The following is a 17,233-nucleotide window of genomic DNA, read 5'->3' as shown; positions in this document are numbered from 1 at the left end:
AGGCAACGTCTATGATGGTCTCTATGCAGCCTCTCTCGCTCGTCGGCGTATCCACGCCGTCCGCCCCTGGCCGGACCGCCAGCCCCGCTTCGGGCGGCGATACCGGCGGTTTTGCCGATCTTCTGGGCGGAACCGCGCTCACCCCGCCGACCAAGGGCGCGATGCTGGCAACAGGCGATACCGCCCTGCCCCCTCTGCAACTCGCGATTGGCGAAACAGGCAGCGACGCCGCATCGTCTGAACCGGTCCCAGCCAAGAGAGCGGCCGGGACCCAGGCCGAAGGCGAATTGCCGGCTTCGGCAGTGAGTGCGCCGCCAGTTCCGATCGCGCCTGCGCTGCGCTCGCCCGACCTGTCCGGCAAGATTGCCTCACCAGAGGCCGCTTCCACAGGTGAAACGCCCGCTACTGACGGATCGAAGCTTCCCGTCGCGCAAATCGACGCGCCGATGCCGGGCAAGGCGGCGCCATCGACGCTGACCGGGCCGAGAAACTCTGGCGATCAAGCGGATGTCGATCCGGATGGCAAGACAGTCATGGCAAAGGCTTCAGCCCCCTCCGCGAACATCCAGACCGAAACGCCAGCTGGTATAGTGACCGTCGCGCAATCGGCAGAAGATGCAGGGGACGCTGATCCGGCAGACGATTCAGCGCCTTCTTCAGATGACCAGTCGCAGGCATCCACCGCTGTGCACGTCGCAGCGGCGCAGCTAGCCGTTCCGGTGGCCGCGCCGGTTCCACAGCCCTCTGCGCAGGCGAAGACCAGTAAGCAGGACAAGCCTCAAGGGGCTGCGACAGCGGCGTCGGGCATCGACGGCATCGTCCCCGCGCGGGGCGAGGGAGAAATCGCCATGGCGAAAGCCGATGGCGAAACACGCCTGAAATCTCAGAACGGCGACAGCGCCGCGCCGGATTCCAAGCCAGGGAAAACCAAAGCATCCTCGCACGAGGGCGCATCCGCGCCGCAGCGCGATATCGCCGCGCCAAAGGACTTTTCCGCCGCCCTCGACGCCGCGCGTGCTCAACCCAATGCCGATCCGATGCGGGGCATGGACGCGAAGTCGGCCTCCGCGCAATCGGCGCAGCCGCCCGGGCAGCCTTCGGATGGGATCGTGCGTGCTTCCGCGCCGGGCCATGACATGGGTATCGCACTTGCGCGCCACGCTGATCACAAGGGCGATCAGGTCGTAACGCTTCGCCTTGACCCCGGCGATCTCGGCCGGATCGAGGTGCGTCTGGCGGTCGATGACAAAGGCATGATGACCGCGCGCGTAACTGCCGATCATCACCACACGCTGGACCTGATCCGGCGCGATGCGGATACGCTGGTCCGTACCCTGAACGACGCGGGCGTTCGCGCCGAAACGCAAGGGTTCCGCTTCGAAGGCGGCGGCACGTCGGGCGGTCAGCAAAACGCCGCCTGGAACGGCCAGCAGGGCGGCGGCAACGGACGCCGCCTGCCCTTTCAACATGACGCCGCAGCAAGCGACGCCCTTACCGACCCCCTTCCCGCACAGGCGCAACCGCTCGGCATCGCCGCCGGACGCATAAACCTGCTCGCATGAGGACATACGCATGACCACAGCAATCAGCGCGACCAGCAGCACGACCGGAACCTCGTCTTCGCTCGACAAGCTCACCTCAGACAAGACGATGTTTCTGCAACTGCTCACCACCCAGATGCAGAATCAGGACCCGCTCGATCCGATGGATACATCGGAATATACGCAACAACTCGTCCAGTTCTCGCAGGTCGAACAGGCGATTCAGCAGAACACGACGCTCAGCGCGATCCTTGACCGGTTGTCAGGGCAGGACCTGATTTCCGCATCCTCGCTGGTCGGTAAAACGGCAAGTTTCGACAGCAATGCCGCGGGTCTTGCCGAAAACAGCCCGGCGCAGTGGAGCTATACGACCGAGGGCGCTCCCGCCGCGATGACCGCCACGGTTTCCAACGCAGCGGGTGTCCCGGTGGCGGAATGGACTCTGGACAATGCCGACGGTAGCATTGCATGGGATGGAGAAATGACCAACGGCGCGACCGCACCGGAAGGCGTGTATACGCTTTCCATCGCGGCCAGCGACACGTCGGGCAATGCGCTTCCCGTGACGGTCCGGGCAAATGCCCAGATTGATGAAGCGACAATGGAGGATGACGGCGTGATATTGCGGGGCAACGGTGCGGTTTATTCGTTCAATACGCTCGTAGGCACGACGAATGTGGATTGACGTGCGGGGCGCGACCGAAACGGGCGCGACTCGCCTATGATGGGGAAGGATCGGAACCGATGGTCTGTGCCCCCTGTTTACCCCCGGTTCCGGTCCACCCCGTGACGATTTGTTCTGCCCGCTCCCCTCGAATGACGAGGGCGACATGCTGAGCGGCAAATACTCGCTGGTCCAATATCAATTATATTATCTGCGCCGACAGCTGCCGTGGAATTACCTGCTGCTCGCCGCGAACACCACGTCACTTGCCGCCATCCATTATGCGGTAGCGCCTGTTCTGCTGACCACCATATTGCCGATCCTGCTGGTCGGCGGTGCACTGAGTCGCGTGGCGTACTGGTGGATCGCATCGCGGCAACCGCCGGAGGACGAGCAGACATCGACCAGGCGTCTGCGGATCGTCACATGGCTTTCCGCTATGGTCGGTGGCGTATTCACTGTCTGGGCACTCGCGCTCGGCGCGTTCAGCGGCGACATATATTACGGCTATATCATGCTGTTTACCGGCCTGTCGCTGCTTGGCGCGCTGGTGAGTCTCATCCACACTCCGCGCGTGGCGATTTACATGACAGCCGGGGTTTTGGCGCCGCTGATCGCATATAATCTGTGGAGCGGCAGCGCGGTACGCATCGCCGTCGCACTTAGCATTGCCCTAGTAGCCGGACTGGTTCTGCGAATGTTGTTCGATTCGCACCGCACCTTCACCCGGCTGCTCAAATCGCAACAGGCACTTGCGCTGGAACGCGGCGAAGCGGTGCGGCTGATCGACGAAAATCTGCGTCTTGCGCATACCGATCCGCTGACCGGCATGCCCAACCGCCGGTCGCTGTTCGCGCAAATCCGCAAGATGCTGGAGGCCGGAAACGGTTCCGCCCCGCCCTTCTGCATCGCCCTGCTCGATCTCGACCGGTTCAAACTGGTCAATGACAGTTATGGCCATGCCACCGGCGACCGGGTTCTGGTGGAAACCGCGCGTCGCCTGAACGAACGCGCCGGCAAACGCCTGTTCGTCGCGCGGCTGGGCGGCGACGAATTCGGCCTGCTTTTCCAGGGGTCTCAGGCGGAGGGCCAGCGCATTGTCGAACAATTGTGCGCGCTGGTCCGCCAACCGATCGATCTTGACGATCTGGAACTGCGGATCGGATGTTCCGCCGGCATCGCCTTTTATCCCGACGCCGGAACGAACGCCGAAACGTTGTTCGCGCGGTCCGATTACGCGCTGCACCACGTTAAGACCAATCGTCGGGGCGAATGCGCCGTGTTCACCAGCGCGCATGAAGACCGTGTTCGCGATGCGCAGCGGATCGAAAGCACGCTGCAATCGGCCGATCTCGACCGCGAACTGTCGGTGCATTTCCAGCCCATTTACGACACGCGCACCATGACCGTTCGCAGCGTCGAGGCGCTGGCCCGCTGGAATTCGCCGACGCTGGGGCTGGTGCCCGCCGAAATGCTGATCCTGACCGCCGAACGATCGGGCAAGATGGGTCAGGTCACACTGCACCTTTTCGAAAAGGCGCTGGCCGCCATAACGGCGCTGCCGCCTACTATCAGCCTTTCGTTCAACCTGTCTGCCGACGACATCGCATCGGGCACGACGATGCGCGAACTGATCGCGATGGTGCTGTCGACGCGGGTGCCGCCCGACCGATTTATCTTCGAGGTTACGGAAACATCGCTTGTCCGCGATTTCGATGGCGCGCGAGAAGTACTGGGACGGTTGCGCACGCTGGGAATGCGCGTCGCGCTGGACGATTTCGGCACCGGCTATTCCAGCTTGCACACGTTACAGGACCTGCCGCTCGACATCGTGAAGGTGGATCGCAGTTTCGCAGCGCGGATGGTTTCGCCCGCCGGCCGGCAGATCGTCAGCGCAATCCGCAATCTGGGCCAGTCGCTGGGGCTTGAATGCACGATGGAGGGCATCGAAACCGAGGAGCAGCTGGTCGAAACGTCGCGGATCGGATATCGCTATGCGCAAGGATATCTGCTCGGCAAACCGGTCCCGCTCGAAGAGCTGAAATATTCGCTGCCCGGTTCGCTGGGAGCAGCGGTTCCCGGCATGCTCGCCAAACCTGCGCTGACCACATAAAGCGACCCCGCGACAAGCGCGGGGTCCTGGTAATCGAATTTCGGAAAAGACCGGGCTTCCCGGTTATTGCCAGCCGGGAATGGGTTCGGGCAGGCCAGGCATGCTGTCCACCCAGAAATCGTTGACCGAACAGCCGGCGACACCGCGTGGCGCGCATAGCAACGCGATGCAATCCGATACTGCAGGGGTGACTTCGCTCCCGATCGTTTCCTCGACCAGCGCTTGCGAGCCGCCCGGCGCCTGCAGCAGCTGTTCGCGCGCGGCGCGCCACAATGCGCGCGCATCGCTCAGCGTCATGCTGAAATGGACGCGATATTCAGGTTCCGGCCCATAGATCCAGACCCGGCGGTCGGGTTCGTTGATTGCCTTGGCTTCAGCAGGATTCATCGGGTTTCCCCTTATGTGCGGACGAATGGGTCCGCGACCTCATCAATGCCCATGCGGGCGGCGAAACGAAATATCGCGAAACATGTGTTGCTTGCGCATCAGTGCAGCGTTGCCCGGCCGGGCTCCGCGACGGCGCGGCCATGTGCGGCGACAATACACAGTTCTGCGAACAAGCGGTCCCACAGGGTGGCGGGGATCGAAACCGGCCCGGCCGAGCCATTCTGGACAATCTCTATCCGCCGCGCCGATCCCAGAAGCGCAAAGGTCGCCGCGTTGGCACCCCATGCCTGCTCCTCGGCCAGATCGTCGCTGCCGGCCAGCCTGGCCGCCATGATGAATCCGCACAGCAGTTCCGCGCCGTAGATATCGAGCGTGGCGAGCGGAACCGCGGCAAGATCGGATCGCTCAAGCGCAATCTGAAGCCCGGCGGGGCCGTTTTCCACGCCGAGCCGCAGGCGAACGCCGCTAGCGTCCACAAGCTCGCGAATTCGGACGAAATAAGGCAGGTGCATAACTGTTTTATAGCGGCGCGAGGGACTGGTCGGGCTGCTGCCGACGACTTCAGCGTTAAAAAAGTATGGCTGCCGAATGCGTTGTTTTTGCGTGTTCGTTCCGGCCGTCGGGAACGCCTTGCGACAATGCAAAAGGCCGGGATGGATTGCTCCACCCCGGCCTCCCGCCAATTGCGGCTGCAGCTGCCGCAATCGCTATTGCTCTTAACGGAACAGCGACGTGATCGTCTGCGGCGCCTGGTTGGCGATCGACAGGGCCTGCACGCCAAGCTGCTGCTTGACCTGAAGCGCCTGAAGCTTCGCCGATTCCTTCGCCAGATCGGCATCGACAAGGTTGCCGATACCGCTGTCGATAACGTCAGACAGCTTGCTCACGAAGGTCTGCTGACCTTCGATCTTGCGACCAGCCGCGCCCAGCGTGCTGAGCTTGGTGTTGATCGCATCCGCCTGCGTATCGAGCGTGTCGACCATCGTCTTCGCCGTGGCGGCGTCGGTGAAGGTCGAACCGATCGCGGTCACGACTGCAGTCAGGTCCTGGTTGGCAACGTCCAGCGTGCCCGCCGACGTATCGGTCGACTGCAGCGCGGAAACGGAACCACCCGAAGCCTTCAGCAGGTTCGTGCCGTTGAACTCGGACGAATCGATGATCGTATTGATCTGCTCCTTGAGCGCATCGAAGTCCTTGCCCAGCGCAGTGCGGCTGTCATCGTCCAGACCCGCGTCCGAAGCTTCAACGGCCTTCGCCTTCATCTGATTGACGAGGTCGGAGACCTGCTCGGCACCGGCGGTCGCAACGTCAACCGTGCTCTTGGCGCGGCTGAGCGACGAATTGACGGCCGACAGACCACCCAGGTCGCCGCGAAGCGTCTGAGCGATGGTGAAGGCAGCCGAATCGTCCTTGGTCGAAGCGACGTTAAGACCGGTGTTGATGCGGCTCTGGGTGGTGGCCAGGCCTTTGTTGGTCGCGTTGAGGCTCTGAAGAGCGGCCATCGCGCCGACATTGGTGTTCACGGAAAAGCCCATGATAATATTCCTTCTGGAAATGAATGGCCGCTTCTGCAGCCATGGACCGGAACGGCGGTCCGCCGACGACCCGCGAGAATGAGGTCATGGTCCATTTTGGAAAGGATCGCGGTCCGCCGGTCGTCGCCGCTGTAATTTTGATGGTTTCCGGCAGGTTAATAAAAAAAGGGCCGGCACAGCGGCCGACCCTGGTTTTTCTGCTTTTGGTTCGATCAGAACGGGAAGAGTGCGTCGTAGATCTGCTGCCCCCATCGCGCCTGCTGCGCTTCGGAAAGCTGGCCGCGTCCGCCATAGCTGATGCGCGCCTCCGCAATCTGCGAATGCAGGATCGAATTGTCGCGCGCGATATCCTGCGGTCGCACGATTCCCGTCACGACCAGTTCGCGCAGTTCGTAGTTCACCCGCACTTCCTGCCGCCCGCGAATAGCGAGGTTGCCGTTCGGGAACACACCCGTGACGATGGCCGACATCGTCATGTTGATCGTTTCCGATCGGCTGATATTACCGCCGCCGCTCGATTTGGAATTCGAACTGGTCGAGGCAAGGTTGCTGGGGTCGATACTGTTGGGAAGCAGTTTTTCCAGGCCCAGCAGCGAAGCGACGCTGGCATTTTCCGATCCCGCGCGCTGACGCGTGGTCGTATTGCCCACTTCCGCCTTGTCCTGAATCTGGATGCGGATCGTCAGGATGTCGCCGGTACGGCTTGCCCGCTGATCGCCCAGAAAGCTCCCCGCCCCCGGTCGGAACAGCGATGCGCTGCTCGTGCCTGCGGGCGGCGGTGCGCCAGGGGTCAGCGCCTGCACGGTGCCAAGGCTGGGCATACCAAGCGAAGGTTCGGTGGCCGGCATCGTAACCGGCTCTGCCGGGGTCAGCTTGGGCGCCCTGCCCATCCGCCCCAGCTGGTCCATCGAGGCACAGCCAGGCAGCATCGCGGCGATCGCCACGGCGCAAAACAGCTTACGCATATTCTGTCTTCCCCTTATCCGCCGACCAGAACCGAACCATCCGGTCCCACGGTGCCGTCAAGTGTGCGGTTGGTGGCATCGGCGACCACGCGAACCGCCTCGCCCGCACCGGCGCTGCCCAGCGCGCGGCCGCGACCGGTAATCACCAGCCCGGCCCGTTTCACGACGATCAGCACCGGTTCGCCCCGGTGCACCAGACGCGGCGTGACGATATCGGTAACGCGGACGATCGAGCCGGGGCCAAGCGAGCGCTTCGCCTCCATTCCCGACGCCGATTGAATGTCGAGCGCGCCGCGCGAAGCCGACACGGGGCGTTCCTCGACCACGAAGTCGCCGGCGTTCAGTAGGTCGCCGCGCATCACCGGATTGGCCAGCACCGCAACCTCCGCCGTTTCGGGGGCGGCAATCGCGGGCGTCGCGAACGGCGCGAACAGCGCCAATGCCATGACGGCCGCGCGGATCATCGCATCTGGCTCGTCGTGGACAGCATTTCGTCGACCGTCTTCACGACGCGGCTGTTCATTTCATAGGCGCGCTGCGCGGTGATCAGCGCGGTGATTTCCGATACCGGATTGACGTTGGAGCTTTCAATGAACCCCTGCTGCACCGTGCCGAACGATGGATCGCCCGGCGCTGCGAAGGTCGGCTGACCCGATGCCGCGGTTTCCAGGAACAGATTGCCGCCCTGCGCCTCCAGCCCGGCTTCGTTGATGAACGTCGCAAGCTGAAGCTGGCCGACATTCTGAAGTTCGGGCTGACCCGAAATCTTCACCTGCACCTCACCCGTTTTCGAAACGACGACGTCGATCGCTTCTTCCGGGATATTGATGCCCGGCTGCACCGGGAATCCGTCCTGGGTTACCAATTCGCCTTGATCCGAAATCTGGAACGAACCGTCACGGGTATAGCCGGTTTCGCCCGAAGGGAGCGTGATCGCGAAGAAGCCGCGCCCCTCGATCGCAAGGTCGTAGCGGTTGTCGGTCTGGCTGAGCGAGCCCTGTTCGCCAATGCGATAGACGCCGCCCGTGCGCACGCCCGTACCAATCTGAATACCGCTCGGCACCCGGCTGTCCGGCCCCGAAGCGGAACCGGGGCGCGATACCTGCTGATACAGCAGGTCCTGAAATTCTGCCCGCTGCCGCTTGAACGCGGTGGTGTTCATGTTCGCGATATTGTTCGAAATCACATCGACATTGGTTTGCTGGGCAAGCATCCCGGTGCCGGCGGTAAAAAGAGCACGCATTTGGTTTCTCCTTCGATCAGCCGAAGCGGCCGAGCTTGTCGATGGCGGATTTGCGGATGTCGTTCATCGATTCCGCCATCCGCATGCTGGTTTGATAGGCGCGCAGGATCGCGACCATGTTCGTGGTTTCGACGATCGGCTGGACATTCGACCCTTCGATCCCGCCGCTGCGCAGCCGCGTTTCCGCAGCGGTAAGTTCGCGTCCGCCCTGCCCGGTGAACATGCCGTCACCGCGCGGATCAACGCTGGCTTCGTTATCGAACATCGTGACCGCGACCCGGCCGAGCTCACCGTTCGGCCCCTTGATCGTGCCGTCATCGGCGATGCTGAGCCGGCCCGCATCCTCCACCGGCACGGTGATAGGCCGACCACCCTCGCCCAGCAGGCGCATTCCGGCCGCATTGGTCAGCGTGCCGTCCTCCGCCACTTTCAGATAGCCCGCGCGCGTATATGCGACGCCGCCTTCCGGCGTTTCCACGCTGAGATAGCCCGGACCGTCGATCATGATGTCGAGCGGGTTGTCGGTCACCTGAAAACTGCCCGCGCTGGTATCGTGGACCGTTCCGTAATCGAGCACCATCGATGTGGTGCGCGTCGGCGCGTCGGCATTGCCGGTGCGTTCGACATATTCGCGGAACAGCGGGTCTTCACGCTTGAATCCGGCGGTCGAAAGGTTCGCCATGTTGTTCGACACGACGTCCATCCGGCGGCGCAGCGCCTGCTCATGGCTCAGCAATACATAGGATGTAATGTCCAAGACGAAGCGTCCTTGAAAAATCTGTTCAGTTTTTTTCGACTAGGCAAAAATTGCCTGCTCGCTCTCCTATAATAGGACCAAACTGCCGGTCCGGTCGCGGACCCGCGCAAAAGGAAACAGGGCGATGAGCGAGGACAAAGCGGACATTTCCGCCGACGCGGCCGAGGAAACGGCCGCTCCCAAAAAGGGAAAGAAAAAGCTGTTCATCATCGCGGCCGGCGCGCTGGCATTGGTGGGCGGCGTCGGCGGCGGTGCCTATGCCTTTCTGGGCGGCGACCCGGCCGAAGCGTCCGACAGCGGCCATGGCGCGGAAGCGGGCGATCACGGTGGCGGTGAAGGCACCGAAACCTTTGTCGATGTGCCGGCGATGATGGTGAACCTGCGCAGCACCGACGGCAGCGCGCATTTCCTGAAGGTGCATTTCATGCTGGTCCCCGGTCCTGCGGGGAACGCGGATGCGATCGAGGCGAAGCTGCCGCTTCTGCTCGACAGCTATCAGCCCTTCCTGCGCGAGCTACGTCCCGAAGACCTGAATGGTTCGGCCGCCGTCTTCCGCGTCAAGGAGGAACTGCTGCTGCGCGCCGATGATGTGCTTGGCCATGGCCAGGTGAAAGACATTCTCATCCAGGACATGATCCAGCAATGAGCGACGATTTCGAAGATTTCCTGCCCGATCCGCCCGCCGGCGATTTCAATCCCGATACGCCGCTCGACCAGGCGGGCATCGACGCGCTGTTCGGCGATGTGGGCGGGCCGGTCGAACCGAAACAGGGTTTGCGTGCGCTCATCGAATCCGACGTCGTCAGCCATGAACGGCTGCCGATGCTGGAAGTGGTGTTCGATCGCATGGTGCGCATCTTCGCCACCTCGATGCGCAACCTCACCTCCGACGCGATCGATGTCAGCCTGGAAGAGGTGTCCTCGGTGCGCTTCGGCGATTTCATGGGCCGGGTGATGCTGCCCGCGATGATTGGCGTGTTTCGGGTTGAAGAATGGGAAAATTACGGCCTTATCACCGTTGATTCCGGCCTGATCTATTCGGTGGTCGACGCGCTGCTGGGCGGTCGACGCGGCGGCGATTCGATGATGATCGACGGGCGCGGCTTCACCACCATCGAAACCGATCTTGTCGGCCGGATGCTTCGCCATGCGCTGTCCGACATGTCGAGTTCGATGGCGCCGATCACACCGAACACCATGTCGCTGGAGCGCATCGAAACCAGCCCGCGCTTCGCGACGATCGCCGGATCGACCAATATCTGCGCCGTCGCCACGTTCCGCGTCGACATGGACGAACGCGGCGGCCGGTTCAGCATCCTGCTGCCTTATGCCACCATCGAACCCGTCCGCCACCTTCTGGGCCAGCGGTTCATGGGCGAGAAGCTGGGCCGCGACAATATCTGGGAAGCGCATATGGCGGCCGAAATCCGTCAGACCGACGTCACCGTGGATGTCGTGCTGGGCGAACGGATGCTGCCGCTGGCCCAGGTGCGTGATTTCGACGTGGGGCAGACGATTTCGCTGTTCCACGGCCCCGACGAACCGCTTGAACTGCAATGCGGCGGCGTAACGCTGGGCCGCGCCCAGATCGGCCAGCGATCGAACAACGTCGCTGTGCGACTGGTATCCGACATCGCAAAGGGAGTGCGACAATGACCTTCACCCTGATCGCCAATATCGTGACCATCCTGCTGTGCGGCGCAGTGACCGTCCAAAGCGTGCGAATGATCCGCAGCCTGAACGCGGTGAAGCGCGGCGACCTGTCGCAAGTGGTGAGCGCGCTTGACCAGGCGACGATGCAGGCACGGATCGTGATGTCCGAACTGAAAGGCACGCTGAAACGCTGTTCGGATTCGAGCGACGCCCTCATGCGCGCCGAAGCGATTGCCGAGGAACTGCGCATGATGACCGAACTGGCCGATGCCAGCGCCGAACGCCTTGCGCGTTCGCGTGAGGAAACGCCGCCGCAGGCAAGCGCCAAGAACGCGCGGGGCGCGCGCGGCGCGAAGGCGCAGCGCCAGTCGAAAACACCGGCCGAAAAGGCCGCCGAGAAGGAAGCCGCGTGATGCGCCTGCCCCTGCTCCCCCTGACCGCGGCGGCCAGCGCGCTTGCCGTTGTGGCAAACGGCGCCGCCGCGCTTGCCGGCAGTAACGATCCCGCGCAACAGGACACCCGGCTCGGCAACGAGATCAGGGCCGATATGAAGGCGCAGCAAAGCCGCGAGGAGCAGCGCCAGCGTTCGCTTGATCTTCGCGAACAGGCGCTGAAGGCCGCGCAGACGCGGATGCAGCGCCAGCTTGGCGATGCCAATGCTGCGGGAACGCGTTCGGCTTCGAAAAAGGGCGAATCGGTCGAAGATCCCGCAAAGGAGCGGTTCGAGGAACTTGCCCGCATCTATCAGGCGATGAAGCCTGCACGCGCTGCGCTGGTGCTCGAAAAGCTCGACCCCGATGTTCAGCTTCGCATCGCCCAGAATATGCGCGAACGAAACGCGGGGCTGATCATGGCTTCGATGTCGCCGCAGGGAGCGGCCGCGCTTTCGATGGCGCTGGCGCGCGGCGAACCTGTTCGTTCAGCGACCCGCAAGAGCGCAGCCAAATAAACAGCCAAGTTCCGTTTACGTAAATCTACGCTAGTGACTCCGATCCGCAAAAAAGGCATGCCCTGTGCTGCAGCACCGTTTCCATGCCTTTTGCGGGGGACAATGATTGGGGTCTTCCTCACCCTCGAATGACGAGCAACGCTCGGCAACGCTGCGTCAGGCCGCAATCCTGGCATCCGGAATGTTGTTGCTGCGCGGCGACGCCGTGCTTCAGGAGCGCATCGCAAAACTTGCCGAGCGCACGCGCACGCGCGTCAGCGGCATAACAGTCATGAACGACGAAACCTGCTGGCTGCCGATCTGCCATCGGATCGATGCGGAAAGCCTGCCGCTTTCGGAATCGCTGTGCGCCGCGGTCGTCAAACGCAACAGCAAGGTGACGCTGCCCAATCTTCTGAAAGATCCCGAATTCAAGGATCACCCGGCAGTGATCGGCCCGATGCGGATACGCGCCTATGCGGGCGTGCCGCTCGGCGGCATTCTGGGCGGCGCCATCGGTACGGTCTTCGTCGCGGACACCGAACCACGCGACGATTTCGATGCGGAAGTCCTGGCACAGCTCGAAACCGAAGCGGATTACATCACACGCGAAATCCAGCAATCCCACCATCGCCATCGCACAGAGAAATATGCCGTCGGTCCGCTGATGGAGATGATCCGCAAAGCGATGCGGGAGGGCGATGACGATCTGGTCACCGCGCTTGACCATGTGCTTCGCTCGATCGAACCCGACGCCGCCCCATGATGGGGGGCCGGGCAATCATGTCGATCGGTTATCCTTACTGGTCGGGATAGGTGCGGACTTCCAGCAACAACACCTTGCCCGCGCCGCCATGCGCCTGCTGCACCGCGTTATCCAGTGCGCCGGACAACGCACCGACATCTATTGGCAGTCGCGTGGAAGCGTGAAGCCGCGCAAATTCGATCATTGCCGAAAACAGCGCGGCGCGGACAACCGGCTGCACGATCGGGCCGTGCCCCTGCGCATCGGGTTCGACCGCCACCAGCAGGTCCAGCCGGCCGACGATCCGGCTCCCATCGACAATGGGAACGTGAAACGGGTCGAGTTGCGTGACGCCAGCCCCCGCCGCTTCCCCTTCCGCAGCCCATAGCGGCGGCGCGAGGAATAGAAGCGGCGCTGCGGGCAGAAGACGTAAAAGGCGAGACACGACCGAAAGACTCCTATCGCTGCGCGGCGAACCGGGCAGGGGTTCCGGTTTCTATAATAGAAGGAAAGTTCAGCCGCCGGATGAAAGCATGAGTTACGATCAGAAACCCGCGCGCGTTCGCGTCGTCGGTTCCCGCCCCGCCGCCGTACCGGTCGAGGCGAATCCCGAAACGGCGGTGATAGATGCCGCCCCCGAAGCGATATCGGTAGCGCGCAAGCCGCGTCCGCTTGCGCTGATCCTTTTGTTTCTGGCCGCCGCCGCGCTTGGCGGCGCGCTTCAGGCATGGCTGCTGCGATGAAGCCCGGCCGCCCCCTGATCATAGCGGCGCTGCTCGCTTCGACCGCCAATGCCCCCGCGCCGGACCATCCCGCATCGATCATGTCGCCCGCAGCGGCCGATGGCGCGGACGATGGCGAAGGGTCGGGCGAGCGGGATGATCTGGGTCGTTTCGCCGCGCGTCTCGCGCAGATGCCGATCGGCCAGGCCGATCGCGATATTCCCTCGATCGATGCTGCCTGGACGGCGCTTGCACGCTCTGCCCCCGGCGCCCGCCAGGAAGCGCGGTGGAACGTCGCCCGCACGCTGTTGAAACACGGGCGTACAGCCGAAGCCTTTGGCGCGCTTTCGGTGATGCAGGCCGACGAATTCGACCTTGAACTCGTTCCGGCATGGCGGCTTGCCTATGGCATGGCACTTGGCAGCCTCAACCGGACAAAGGAAGCGCTGGCCGCGCTTTCCGGGCCTGGGCTCGATGATTTCGGCCGCGCCTGCGCCTGGCGCATGCGACTTCAGGTACAGGCAGAGGACTGGCAGGCGGCAGCGCACGAATTTCGCTGCGCCGCGCCCGCGATGGATGCGATGCCGGCACGCGAGCAACGTCCCTTCGTCGTAGCGGGCGCGCAAACCGCACTCGGCATCGGTGAGCCATCGCAGGCATTGTCGTTGCTCGCGCGTTTCGAAGACAGCGATGCGACAGCAAATCTGTTACGTGGCAAGGCGCTGATCGCGCAGGGCAAGATTGATGAGGGGCTACTCAGGCTCCGCCGGGCGGGGCTCGCCGGTGATGTTCGCGAAAAACCGGCGGCGCAACTGGCAATCATTGAGGCGGAACTTGCCGAAAAATCGCTGTCCCCCGGCGCTGCCGCGAAGCAGCTCGATACCATTCTCTATCGCTGGCGCGGCGATGTCACCGAGCGAAAGGCGCTGAAGCTGCGCTGGGACGTTGCCGAAGAGATGGGCGACGAGCGCGCCGCGCTTGAAGCGGGCGCCAGCCTTTTCCGTCATTTCGATCTGGGCAAACAGACGCGGCCGGTGCTGGAACGGCTTCAGGCCATGCTCTCCGACCTGCTGCTTGATGATCAACGGCTTCCCTTGTCGCAGGCGGCGGGAATTTATTGGGAATATCGCGACCTTTCCCCCACCGGTGGGGCGGGCGACGCGGTTGCGGCGCGCCTTGCCGACCGGCTTGCCGATGCGCGGCTGTTCCAGCGCGCGGCCGAATTACTGCGCTATCAGATGGACAATCGCGCGACCGATATCGCCAAGGGCCCGCTTTCGGTTCGCATCGCCGAACTCGAACTGCTCGCCGGTCGTCCCGATGCCGCGCTTGCGGTAATGGAGGCAAGCGACGAGCCTGCCTATCCCCAAACCATGCTGACCGATCGACGGCGGATGAGCGCTATCGCGCTGTTCCGGCTTGGCAAGAATGCCGAAGCGATGACGATGCTCGACCTTGTCCCGGACTCGGCCCCGCTAAAGGCGGAAATGCTGTGGCATCGGCGCGACTGGCAGCGTTTCGCGAAAGTGAATGCCGCCGCGCTTCCCGGCCCGGCCGGCATCGACGCCATGGCCGAAACAACGGTCCTTCGTCAGGCGGTCGCGCTTGCCATGCAGGGCGATGAAGCAGGGCTTTCCGCGCTGCGCGAACGCTATGGCAAAGCGCTTGCCGACCGGCCGGCCGGCCGTGCGCTCGCGCTCCTCACCGATCAACCCGATCAGGTGCAACCCGGAGCGATCGAGGCGGCGCTGGCCGCAATGCCCGGCGCGCCCACCGTCGGATCGTTCGGGCCGCTGCTCGACGGATAAACGCTGCTGCATGGGGGCTGCCAGTGTCCGGGACGCCGCCCTCCCCCCTTCGGAGAACGCACGCGACACCCTCTCGCGATAATATCTATGGCGTTCAAGCGCCGGGCAGCCTTGCTACAGACAAAAAAGGCCCGGCCGCCAGGGGAAGCAGCCGAGCCGTCCGAGCGCGAGGAGCGTCGCTCAGAATTCGTCCCAGTCATCCTCATTATTTCGAACGACGAGCGCCTTTACCGCTTCTGCCGGAAGCGGCTTTACCGGCGACTGGTACACCGCCTTGCCGTTGACCGGTTTCGCGCCATCGCGCTTTGCGGCGGGCGCTGCGGGGCGATTGACCGCCGGTCCGGCCGGAAGGGCGGCGGCGGAGCGTGCATGACCGCGCTGCGGTGTTCCATGCGTGTCGCCCAATGTGAACGCCCCGGCCCTGCCCGACATCATCCGGACTTCGGAATTCAGGTTGCGCGCGGCGGCGGAGGCTTCCTCAACCATCGCGGCATTTTGCTGCGTGCTTTCGTCAAGCGATCCGATCGCGGCGGAAATCTGCTGAATGGCGGACGCCTGAGCGGTATTGTCGTCGGCCATCGCGCCCAGCGCTTCGTGAACCGACCCGACATCGTCGGAAATCGCGACCAACGCCGCATCGACCTTGTGCACGGCGGTCACCGCCATTTCCACATCCGTCTGCGTGGTGGTAAGCTGTTCGCGCGCCCGCTTGGCCTCCTCCTCCGAACGCATGGCGAGCTGGCCCACCAGATCGGCGACGACCGCGAAGCCGCGCCCCGCCTCTCCCGCCCGGCCCGCTTCGACCGCAGCGTTCATCGCAAGGACGCGAGTCTGGAACGCGATTTTGTCCAGCCCTTCGATCACGCTGTCGATGCCCTTGGCGCTTTCCGATACCCGGCTCATCGACTGAACCGCCTCCTCGGCGGTTTCGCGTCCGCTGCCCACGGTGGCGATCGCCTGGTCCGCGCGCCGAACAGTGCCGGCGCCGGCCTTGGCTCCCGCCTGAAGCCGGTCGGTAATCTGCGCTACGGCGGCCGTGGTTTCCTCCAGCGATGCGGCGTTGCTTTCGGTCCGACGGGCGAGATCCTCCGAAGCCGACTGGATTTCCTGCGATCCCGTGCCGATCGTTCGCGCGCTTTCCAGCACCTCGGCGATCAGGGTACGCAGCGATTCCAGCGCGGCGTTGTAGTTGCTTTTCAGCGCGGCGTAATTTTCCGGAAACTTCTGCGTGATCGGACGCGACAGGTCGCCGCCCGCCAGGATATGCAGATGTTCGGACACGCGTTCGATCACCGCCTGCTGCTCTTCGTCGGCAGCGCGCTTTGTTGCCTGCAATCGCGCCTGTTCCTGCGCGGCGTCGCGAAAGACTAGAACCGCCTTGGCCATCGCGCCGACCTCATCAGTGCGATTGGTGTCGCCCACGGTAACGTCGTGGTTTCCGCCCGACAGTTCGCGCATGGTCGTGCTCAGCCGCTTCAGCGGACCGGTAATTGTCCTTGCGGCAACAAACACGCCCGCCCCGACCGCGACGACGGTGCCCAGAATACCGACGATCAGCAGGCTGTAAACGGTGCTCGCCGCAGCGCTGGAAAGCCCGCGCGACTGCGTCTCGCCCGCTTCGACGCGCTGGTTGGTGTAAACGCGCAGGTCGCCCAGAATCTCATCCGCGCTCGCATCCGCCTTCGCCAGTTCGCGGCGGGCATAGGCTGCGTCTCCGCGCATCGCATGTTCCGCGCTCTGCCGGATAAGTCCATGGAGCGTTTCGATCTTGCCCAATACCGGATCAATCGCCGCGGCCGCATCCGGCTCCGCTATCTTCATATCGCCGAGCCGACGTCGCGCCTCGTCATAGGCGCGTTGCTCGCGTTCGGCGGCGTTTCGCGCCGCGACGTCGTCGCCGGCATGCGTCACGATTTGATAGCCGGCATACATCATTTCGGTAACGACCTGACGCGAACGCGCAAGTTCGGTGTTGTCGGGCAGGGTGACCGCGACAAGCCTGTTGTACCCGGCGTCGACGCTTCGCAATTTGCTGACGCCATTGAAAACGGCGAACAGCGTCACGCCGCCCAGCATGATCATCAATATCGCGATTTTCGCGGCAATGCGAAGGTCGTTGAATCGCTTCATCAGAGGATTCTTTCTTTCAAATCAGATCAGGGCCGCGGGTAT

The 17,233-nt window shown here is 63.4% G+C and carries 19 protein-coding genes; 10 read left to right on the top strand and 9 right to left on the bottom strand.

Going from position 1 to position 17,233, the window contains the following annotated elements:
• The first annotated feature begins 11 nt into the window (after positions 1–11).
• From KY084_RS06190 to KY084_RS06180, 3 genes are all read left to right on the top strand, one after another.
• On the top strand, positions 12–1,562 hold the full coding sequence (locus KY084_RS06190; RefSeq protein ID WP_219237571.1) for a flagellar hook-length control protein FliK: 1,551 nt from the start codon (positions 12–14) through the stop codon (positions 1,560–1,562).
• 10 nt (positions 1,563–1,572) lie between these two features.
• Positions 1,573–2,226 carry a flagellar hook assembly protein FlgD gene (locus KY084_RS06185; RefSeq protein WP_219237570.1) on the top strand — a complete coding sequence of 218 codons (654 nt, stop codon included), beginning with the start codon at positions 1,573–1,575 and terminating at the stop codon, positions 2,224–2,226.
• Positions 2,227–2,371: 145 nt separating this feature from the next.
• A complete protein-coding gene (locus KY084_RS06180; RefSeq protein WP_219237569.1) occupies positions 2,372–4,318 on the top strand; it encodes a putative bifunctional diguanylate cyclase/phosphodiesterase in 1,947 nt (648 codons plus the stop codon).
• A 63-nt stretch (positions 4,319–4,381) separates the two neighbouring features.
• On the opposite strand, the gene KY084_RS06175 is transcribed toward KY084_RS06180, so the two are convergent.
• The 7 genes from KY084_RS06175 to KY084_RS06145 form a co-directional block, all read right to left on the bottom strand.
• Positions 4,382–4,705 (bottom strand): hypothetical protein, encoded by a 324-nt coding sequence (locus KY084_RS06175; protein WP_219237568.1) that lies wholly within the window; start codon positions 4,703–4,705, stop codon positions 4,382–4,384.
• A gap of 98 nt (positions 4,706–4,803) precedes the next feature.
• A complete protein-coding gene (locus tag KY084_RS06170; protein WP_343227963.1) occupies positions 4,804–5,181 on the bottom strand; it encodes a hypothetical protein in 378 nt (125 codons plus the stop codon).
• Between the two features lie 240 nt (positions 5,182–5,421).
• Positions 5,422–6,240, bottom strand: coding sequence for a flagellin (locus KY084_RS06165; RefSeq protein WP_219237566.1), 819 nt, complete (start codon positions 6,238–6,240; stop codon positions 5,422–5,424).
• 212 nt (positions 6,241–6,452) lie between these two features.
• Positions 6,453–7,205, bottom strand: coding sequence for a flagellar basal body L-ring protein FlgH (gene flgH / locus KY084_RS06160; protein WP_219237565.1), 753 nt, complete (start codon positions 7,203–7,205; stop codon positions 6,453–6,455).
• 14 nt (positions 7,206–7,219) lie between these two features.
• The gene (gene flgA, locus KY084_RS06155) at positions 7,220–7,669 is read right to left on the bottom strand and encodes a flagellar basal body P-ring formation chaperone FlgA (RefSeq protein ID WP_219237564.1); all 450 of its coding nucleotides are present in this window, start codon (positions 7,667–7,669) and stop codon (positions 7,220–7,222) included.
• The gene (gene flgG / locus KY084_RS06150) at positions 7,666–8,448 is read right to left on the bottom strand and encodes a flagellar basal-body rod protein FlgG (protein WP_219237563.1); all 783 of its coding nucleotides are present in this window, start codon (positions 8,446–8,448) and stop codon (positions 7,666–7,668) included. The genes flgA and flgG overlap by 4 nt, the downstream gene beginning before the upstream one ends.
• A 16-nt stretch (positions 8,449–8,464) precedes the next feature.
• Positions 8,465–9,205 (bottom strand): flagellar hook basal-body protein, encoded by a 741-nt coding sequence (locus tag KY084_RS06145; RefSeq protein ID WP_219237562.1) that lies wholly within the window; start codon positions 9,203–9,205, stop codon positions 8,465–8,467.
• Positions 9,206–9,329: 124 nt separating this feature from the next.
• Between KY084_RS06145 and KY084_RS06140 the strand changes: the two genes are divergently transcribed.
• The 5 genes from KY084_RS06140 to KY084_RS06120 all read left to right on the top strand — a co-directional run bounded on the left by KY084_RS06140 (position 9,330) and on the right by KY084_RS06120 (position 12,552).
• Positions 9,330–9,851: a flagellar basal body-associated FliL family protein gene (locus KY084_RS06140; RefSeq protein WP_219237561.1), complete on the top strand. Its 522-nt coding sequence runs from the start codon at positions 9,330–9,332 to the stop codon at positions 9,849–9,851.
• Positions 9,848–10,861 carry a flagellar motor switch protein FliM gene (gene fliM, locus KY084_RS06135; RefSeq protein WP_219237560.1) on the top strand — a complete coding sequence of 338 codons (1,014 nt, stop codon included), beginning with the start codon at positions 9,848–9,850 and terminating at the stop codon, positions 10,859–10,861. Before KY084_RS06140 ends, fliM begins: the two co-directional genes overlap by 4 nt.
• On the top strand, positions 10,858–11,271 hold the full coding sequence (locus tag KY084_RS06130; protein WP_219237559.1) for a DUF6468 domain-containing protein: 414 nt from the start codon (positions 10,858–10,860) through the stop codon (positions 11,269–11,271). Before fliM ends, KY084_RS06130 begins: the two co-directional genes overlap by 4 nt.
• Entirely contained in the window at positions 11,271–11,807 is a 537-nt protein-coding gene (locus KY084_RS06125; RefSeq protein WP_246586951.1) for a MotE family protein, read from the top strand. The genes KY084_RS06130 and KY084_RS06125 overlap by 1 nt, the downstream gene beginning before the upstream one ends.
• Before the next feature lie 106 nt (positions 11,808–11,913).
• Positions 11,914–12,552, top strand: coding sequence for a GAF domain-containing protein (locus KY084_RS06120; RefSeq protein ID WP_219237557.1), 639 nt, complete (start codon positions 11,914–11,916; stop codon positions 12,550–12,552).
• Between the two features lie 34 nt (positions 12,553–12,586).
• Here the strand turns inward: KY084_RS06120 and KY084_RS06115 are convergent, their stop codons facing one another.
• Positions 12,587–12,976 carry a hypothetical protein gene (locus KY084_RS06115; protein ID WP_219237556.1) on the bottom strand — a complete coding sequence of 130 codons (390 nt, stop codon included), beginning with the start codon at positions 12,974–12,976 and terminating at the stop codon, positions 12,587–12,589.
• Between the two features lie 88 nt (positions 12,977–13,064).
• On the opposite strand from KY084_RS06115, the gene KY084_RS06110 reads away from it, so the two are divergent.
• Together KY084_RS06110 and KY084_RS06105 are read left to right on the top strand one after the other, a co-directional pair.
• Positions 13,065–13,274 carry a hypothetical protein gene (locus KY084_RS06110; protein ID WP_219237555.1) on the top strand — a complete coding sequence of 70 codons (210 nt, stop codon included), beginning with the start codon at positions 13,065–13,067 and terminating at the stop codon, positions 13,272–13,274.
• Entirely contained in the window at positions 13,259–15,061 is a 1,803-nt protein-coding gene (locus KY084_RS06105) for a hypothetical protein (RefSeq protein ID WP_219237554.1), read from the top strand. The genes KY084_RS06110 and KY084_RS06105 overlap by 16 nt, the downstream gene beginning before the upstream one ends.
• A 180-nt stretch (positions 15,062–15,241) precedes the next feature.
• On the opposite strand, the gene KY084_RS06100 is transcribed toward KY084_RS06105, so the two are convergent.
• The gene (locus KY084_RS06100) at positions 15,242–17,191 is read right to left on the bottom strand and encodes a methyl-accepting chemotaxis protein (RefSeq protein ID WP_219237553.1); all 1,950 of its coding nucleotides are present in this window, start codon (positions 17,189–17,191) and stop codon (positions 15,242–15,244) included.
• Positions 17,192–17,233: the final 42 nt, after the last annotated feature.

The sequence above is a fragment of the Stakelama flava genome, from assembly GCF_019351405.1.
GTDB classification, from domain to species: domain Bacteria; phylum Pseudomonadota; class Alphaproteobacteria; order Sphingomonadales; family Sphingomonadaceae; genus Sphingomonas; species Sphingomonas flava_A.
The sequence above is the reverse complement of the archived record's forward strand: the minus strand, read 5'-3'. Positions and strand labels throughout refer to the sequence as shown.

Bases quoted from the DNA above. Each gene is read 5' to 3' on its own strand.
- KY084_RS06190 (WP_219237571.1), top strand. From the start codon at position 12: ATGATGGTCTCTATGCAGCCTCTCTCGCTCGTCGGCGTATCCACGCCG.
- KY084_RS06185 (WP_219237570.1), top strand. From the start codon at position 1,573: ATGACCACAGCAATCAGCGCGACCAGCAGCACGACCGGAACCTCGTCT.
- KY084_RS06180 (WP_219237569.1), top strand. From the start codon at position 2,372: ATGCTGAGCGGCAAATACTCGCTGGTCCAATATCAATTATATTATCTG.
- KY084_RS06175 (WP_219237568.1), bottom strand. From the start codon at position 4,705: ATGAATCCTGCTGAAGCCAAGGCAATCAACGAACCCGACCGCCGGGTC.
- KY084_RS06165 (WP_219237566.1), bottom strand. From the start codon at position 6,240: ATGGGCTTTTCCGTGAACACCAATGTCGGCGCGATGGCCGCTCTTCAG.
- flgH (WP_219237565.1), bottom strand. From the start codon at position 7,205: ATGCGTAAGCTGTTTTGCGCCGTGGCGATCGCCGCGATGCTGCCTGGC.
- flgA (WP_219237564.1), bottom strand. From the start codon at position 7,669: ATGATCCGCGCGGCCGTCATGGCATTGGCGCTGTTCGCGCCGTTCGCG.
- flgG (WP_219237563.1), bottom strand. From the start codon at position 8,448: ATGCGTGCTCTTTTTACCGCCGGCACCGGGATGCTTGCCCAGCAAACC.
- KY084_RS06140 (WP_219237561.1), top strand. From the start codon at position 9,330: ATGAGCGAGGACAAAGCGGACATTTCCGCCGACGCGGCCGAGGAAACG.
- fliM (WP_219237560.1), top strand. From the start codon at position 9,848: ATGAGCGACGATTTCGAAGATTTCCTGCCCGATCCGCCCGCCGGCGAT.
- KY084_RS06130 (WP_219237559.1), top strand. From the start codon at position 10,858: ATGACCTTCACCCTGATCGCCAATATCGTGACCATCCTGCTGTGCGGC.
- KY084_RS06125 (WP_246586951.1), top strand. From the start codon at position 11,271: ATGCGCCTGCCCCTGCTCCCCCTGACCGCGGCGGCCAGCGCGCTTGCC.
- KY084_RS06110 (WP_219237555.1), top strand. From the start codon at position 13,065: ATGAGTTACGATCAGAAACCCGCGCGCGTTCGCGTCGTCGGTTCCCGC.
- KY084_RS06105 (WP_219237554.1), top strand. From the start codon at position 13,259: ATGGCTGCTGCGATGAAGCCCGGCCGCCCCCTGATCATAGCGGCGCTG.
- KY084_RS06100 (WP_219237553.1), bottom strand. From the start codon at position 17,191: ATGAAGCGATTCAACGACCTTCGCATTGCCGCGAAAATCGCGATATTG.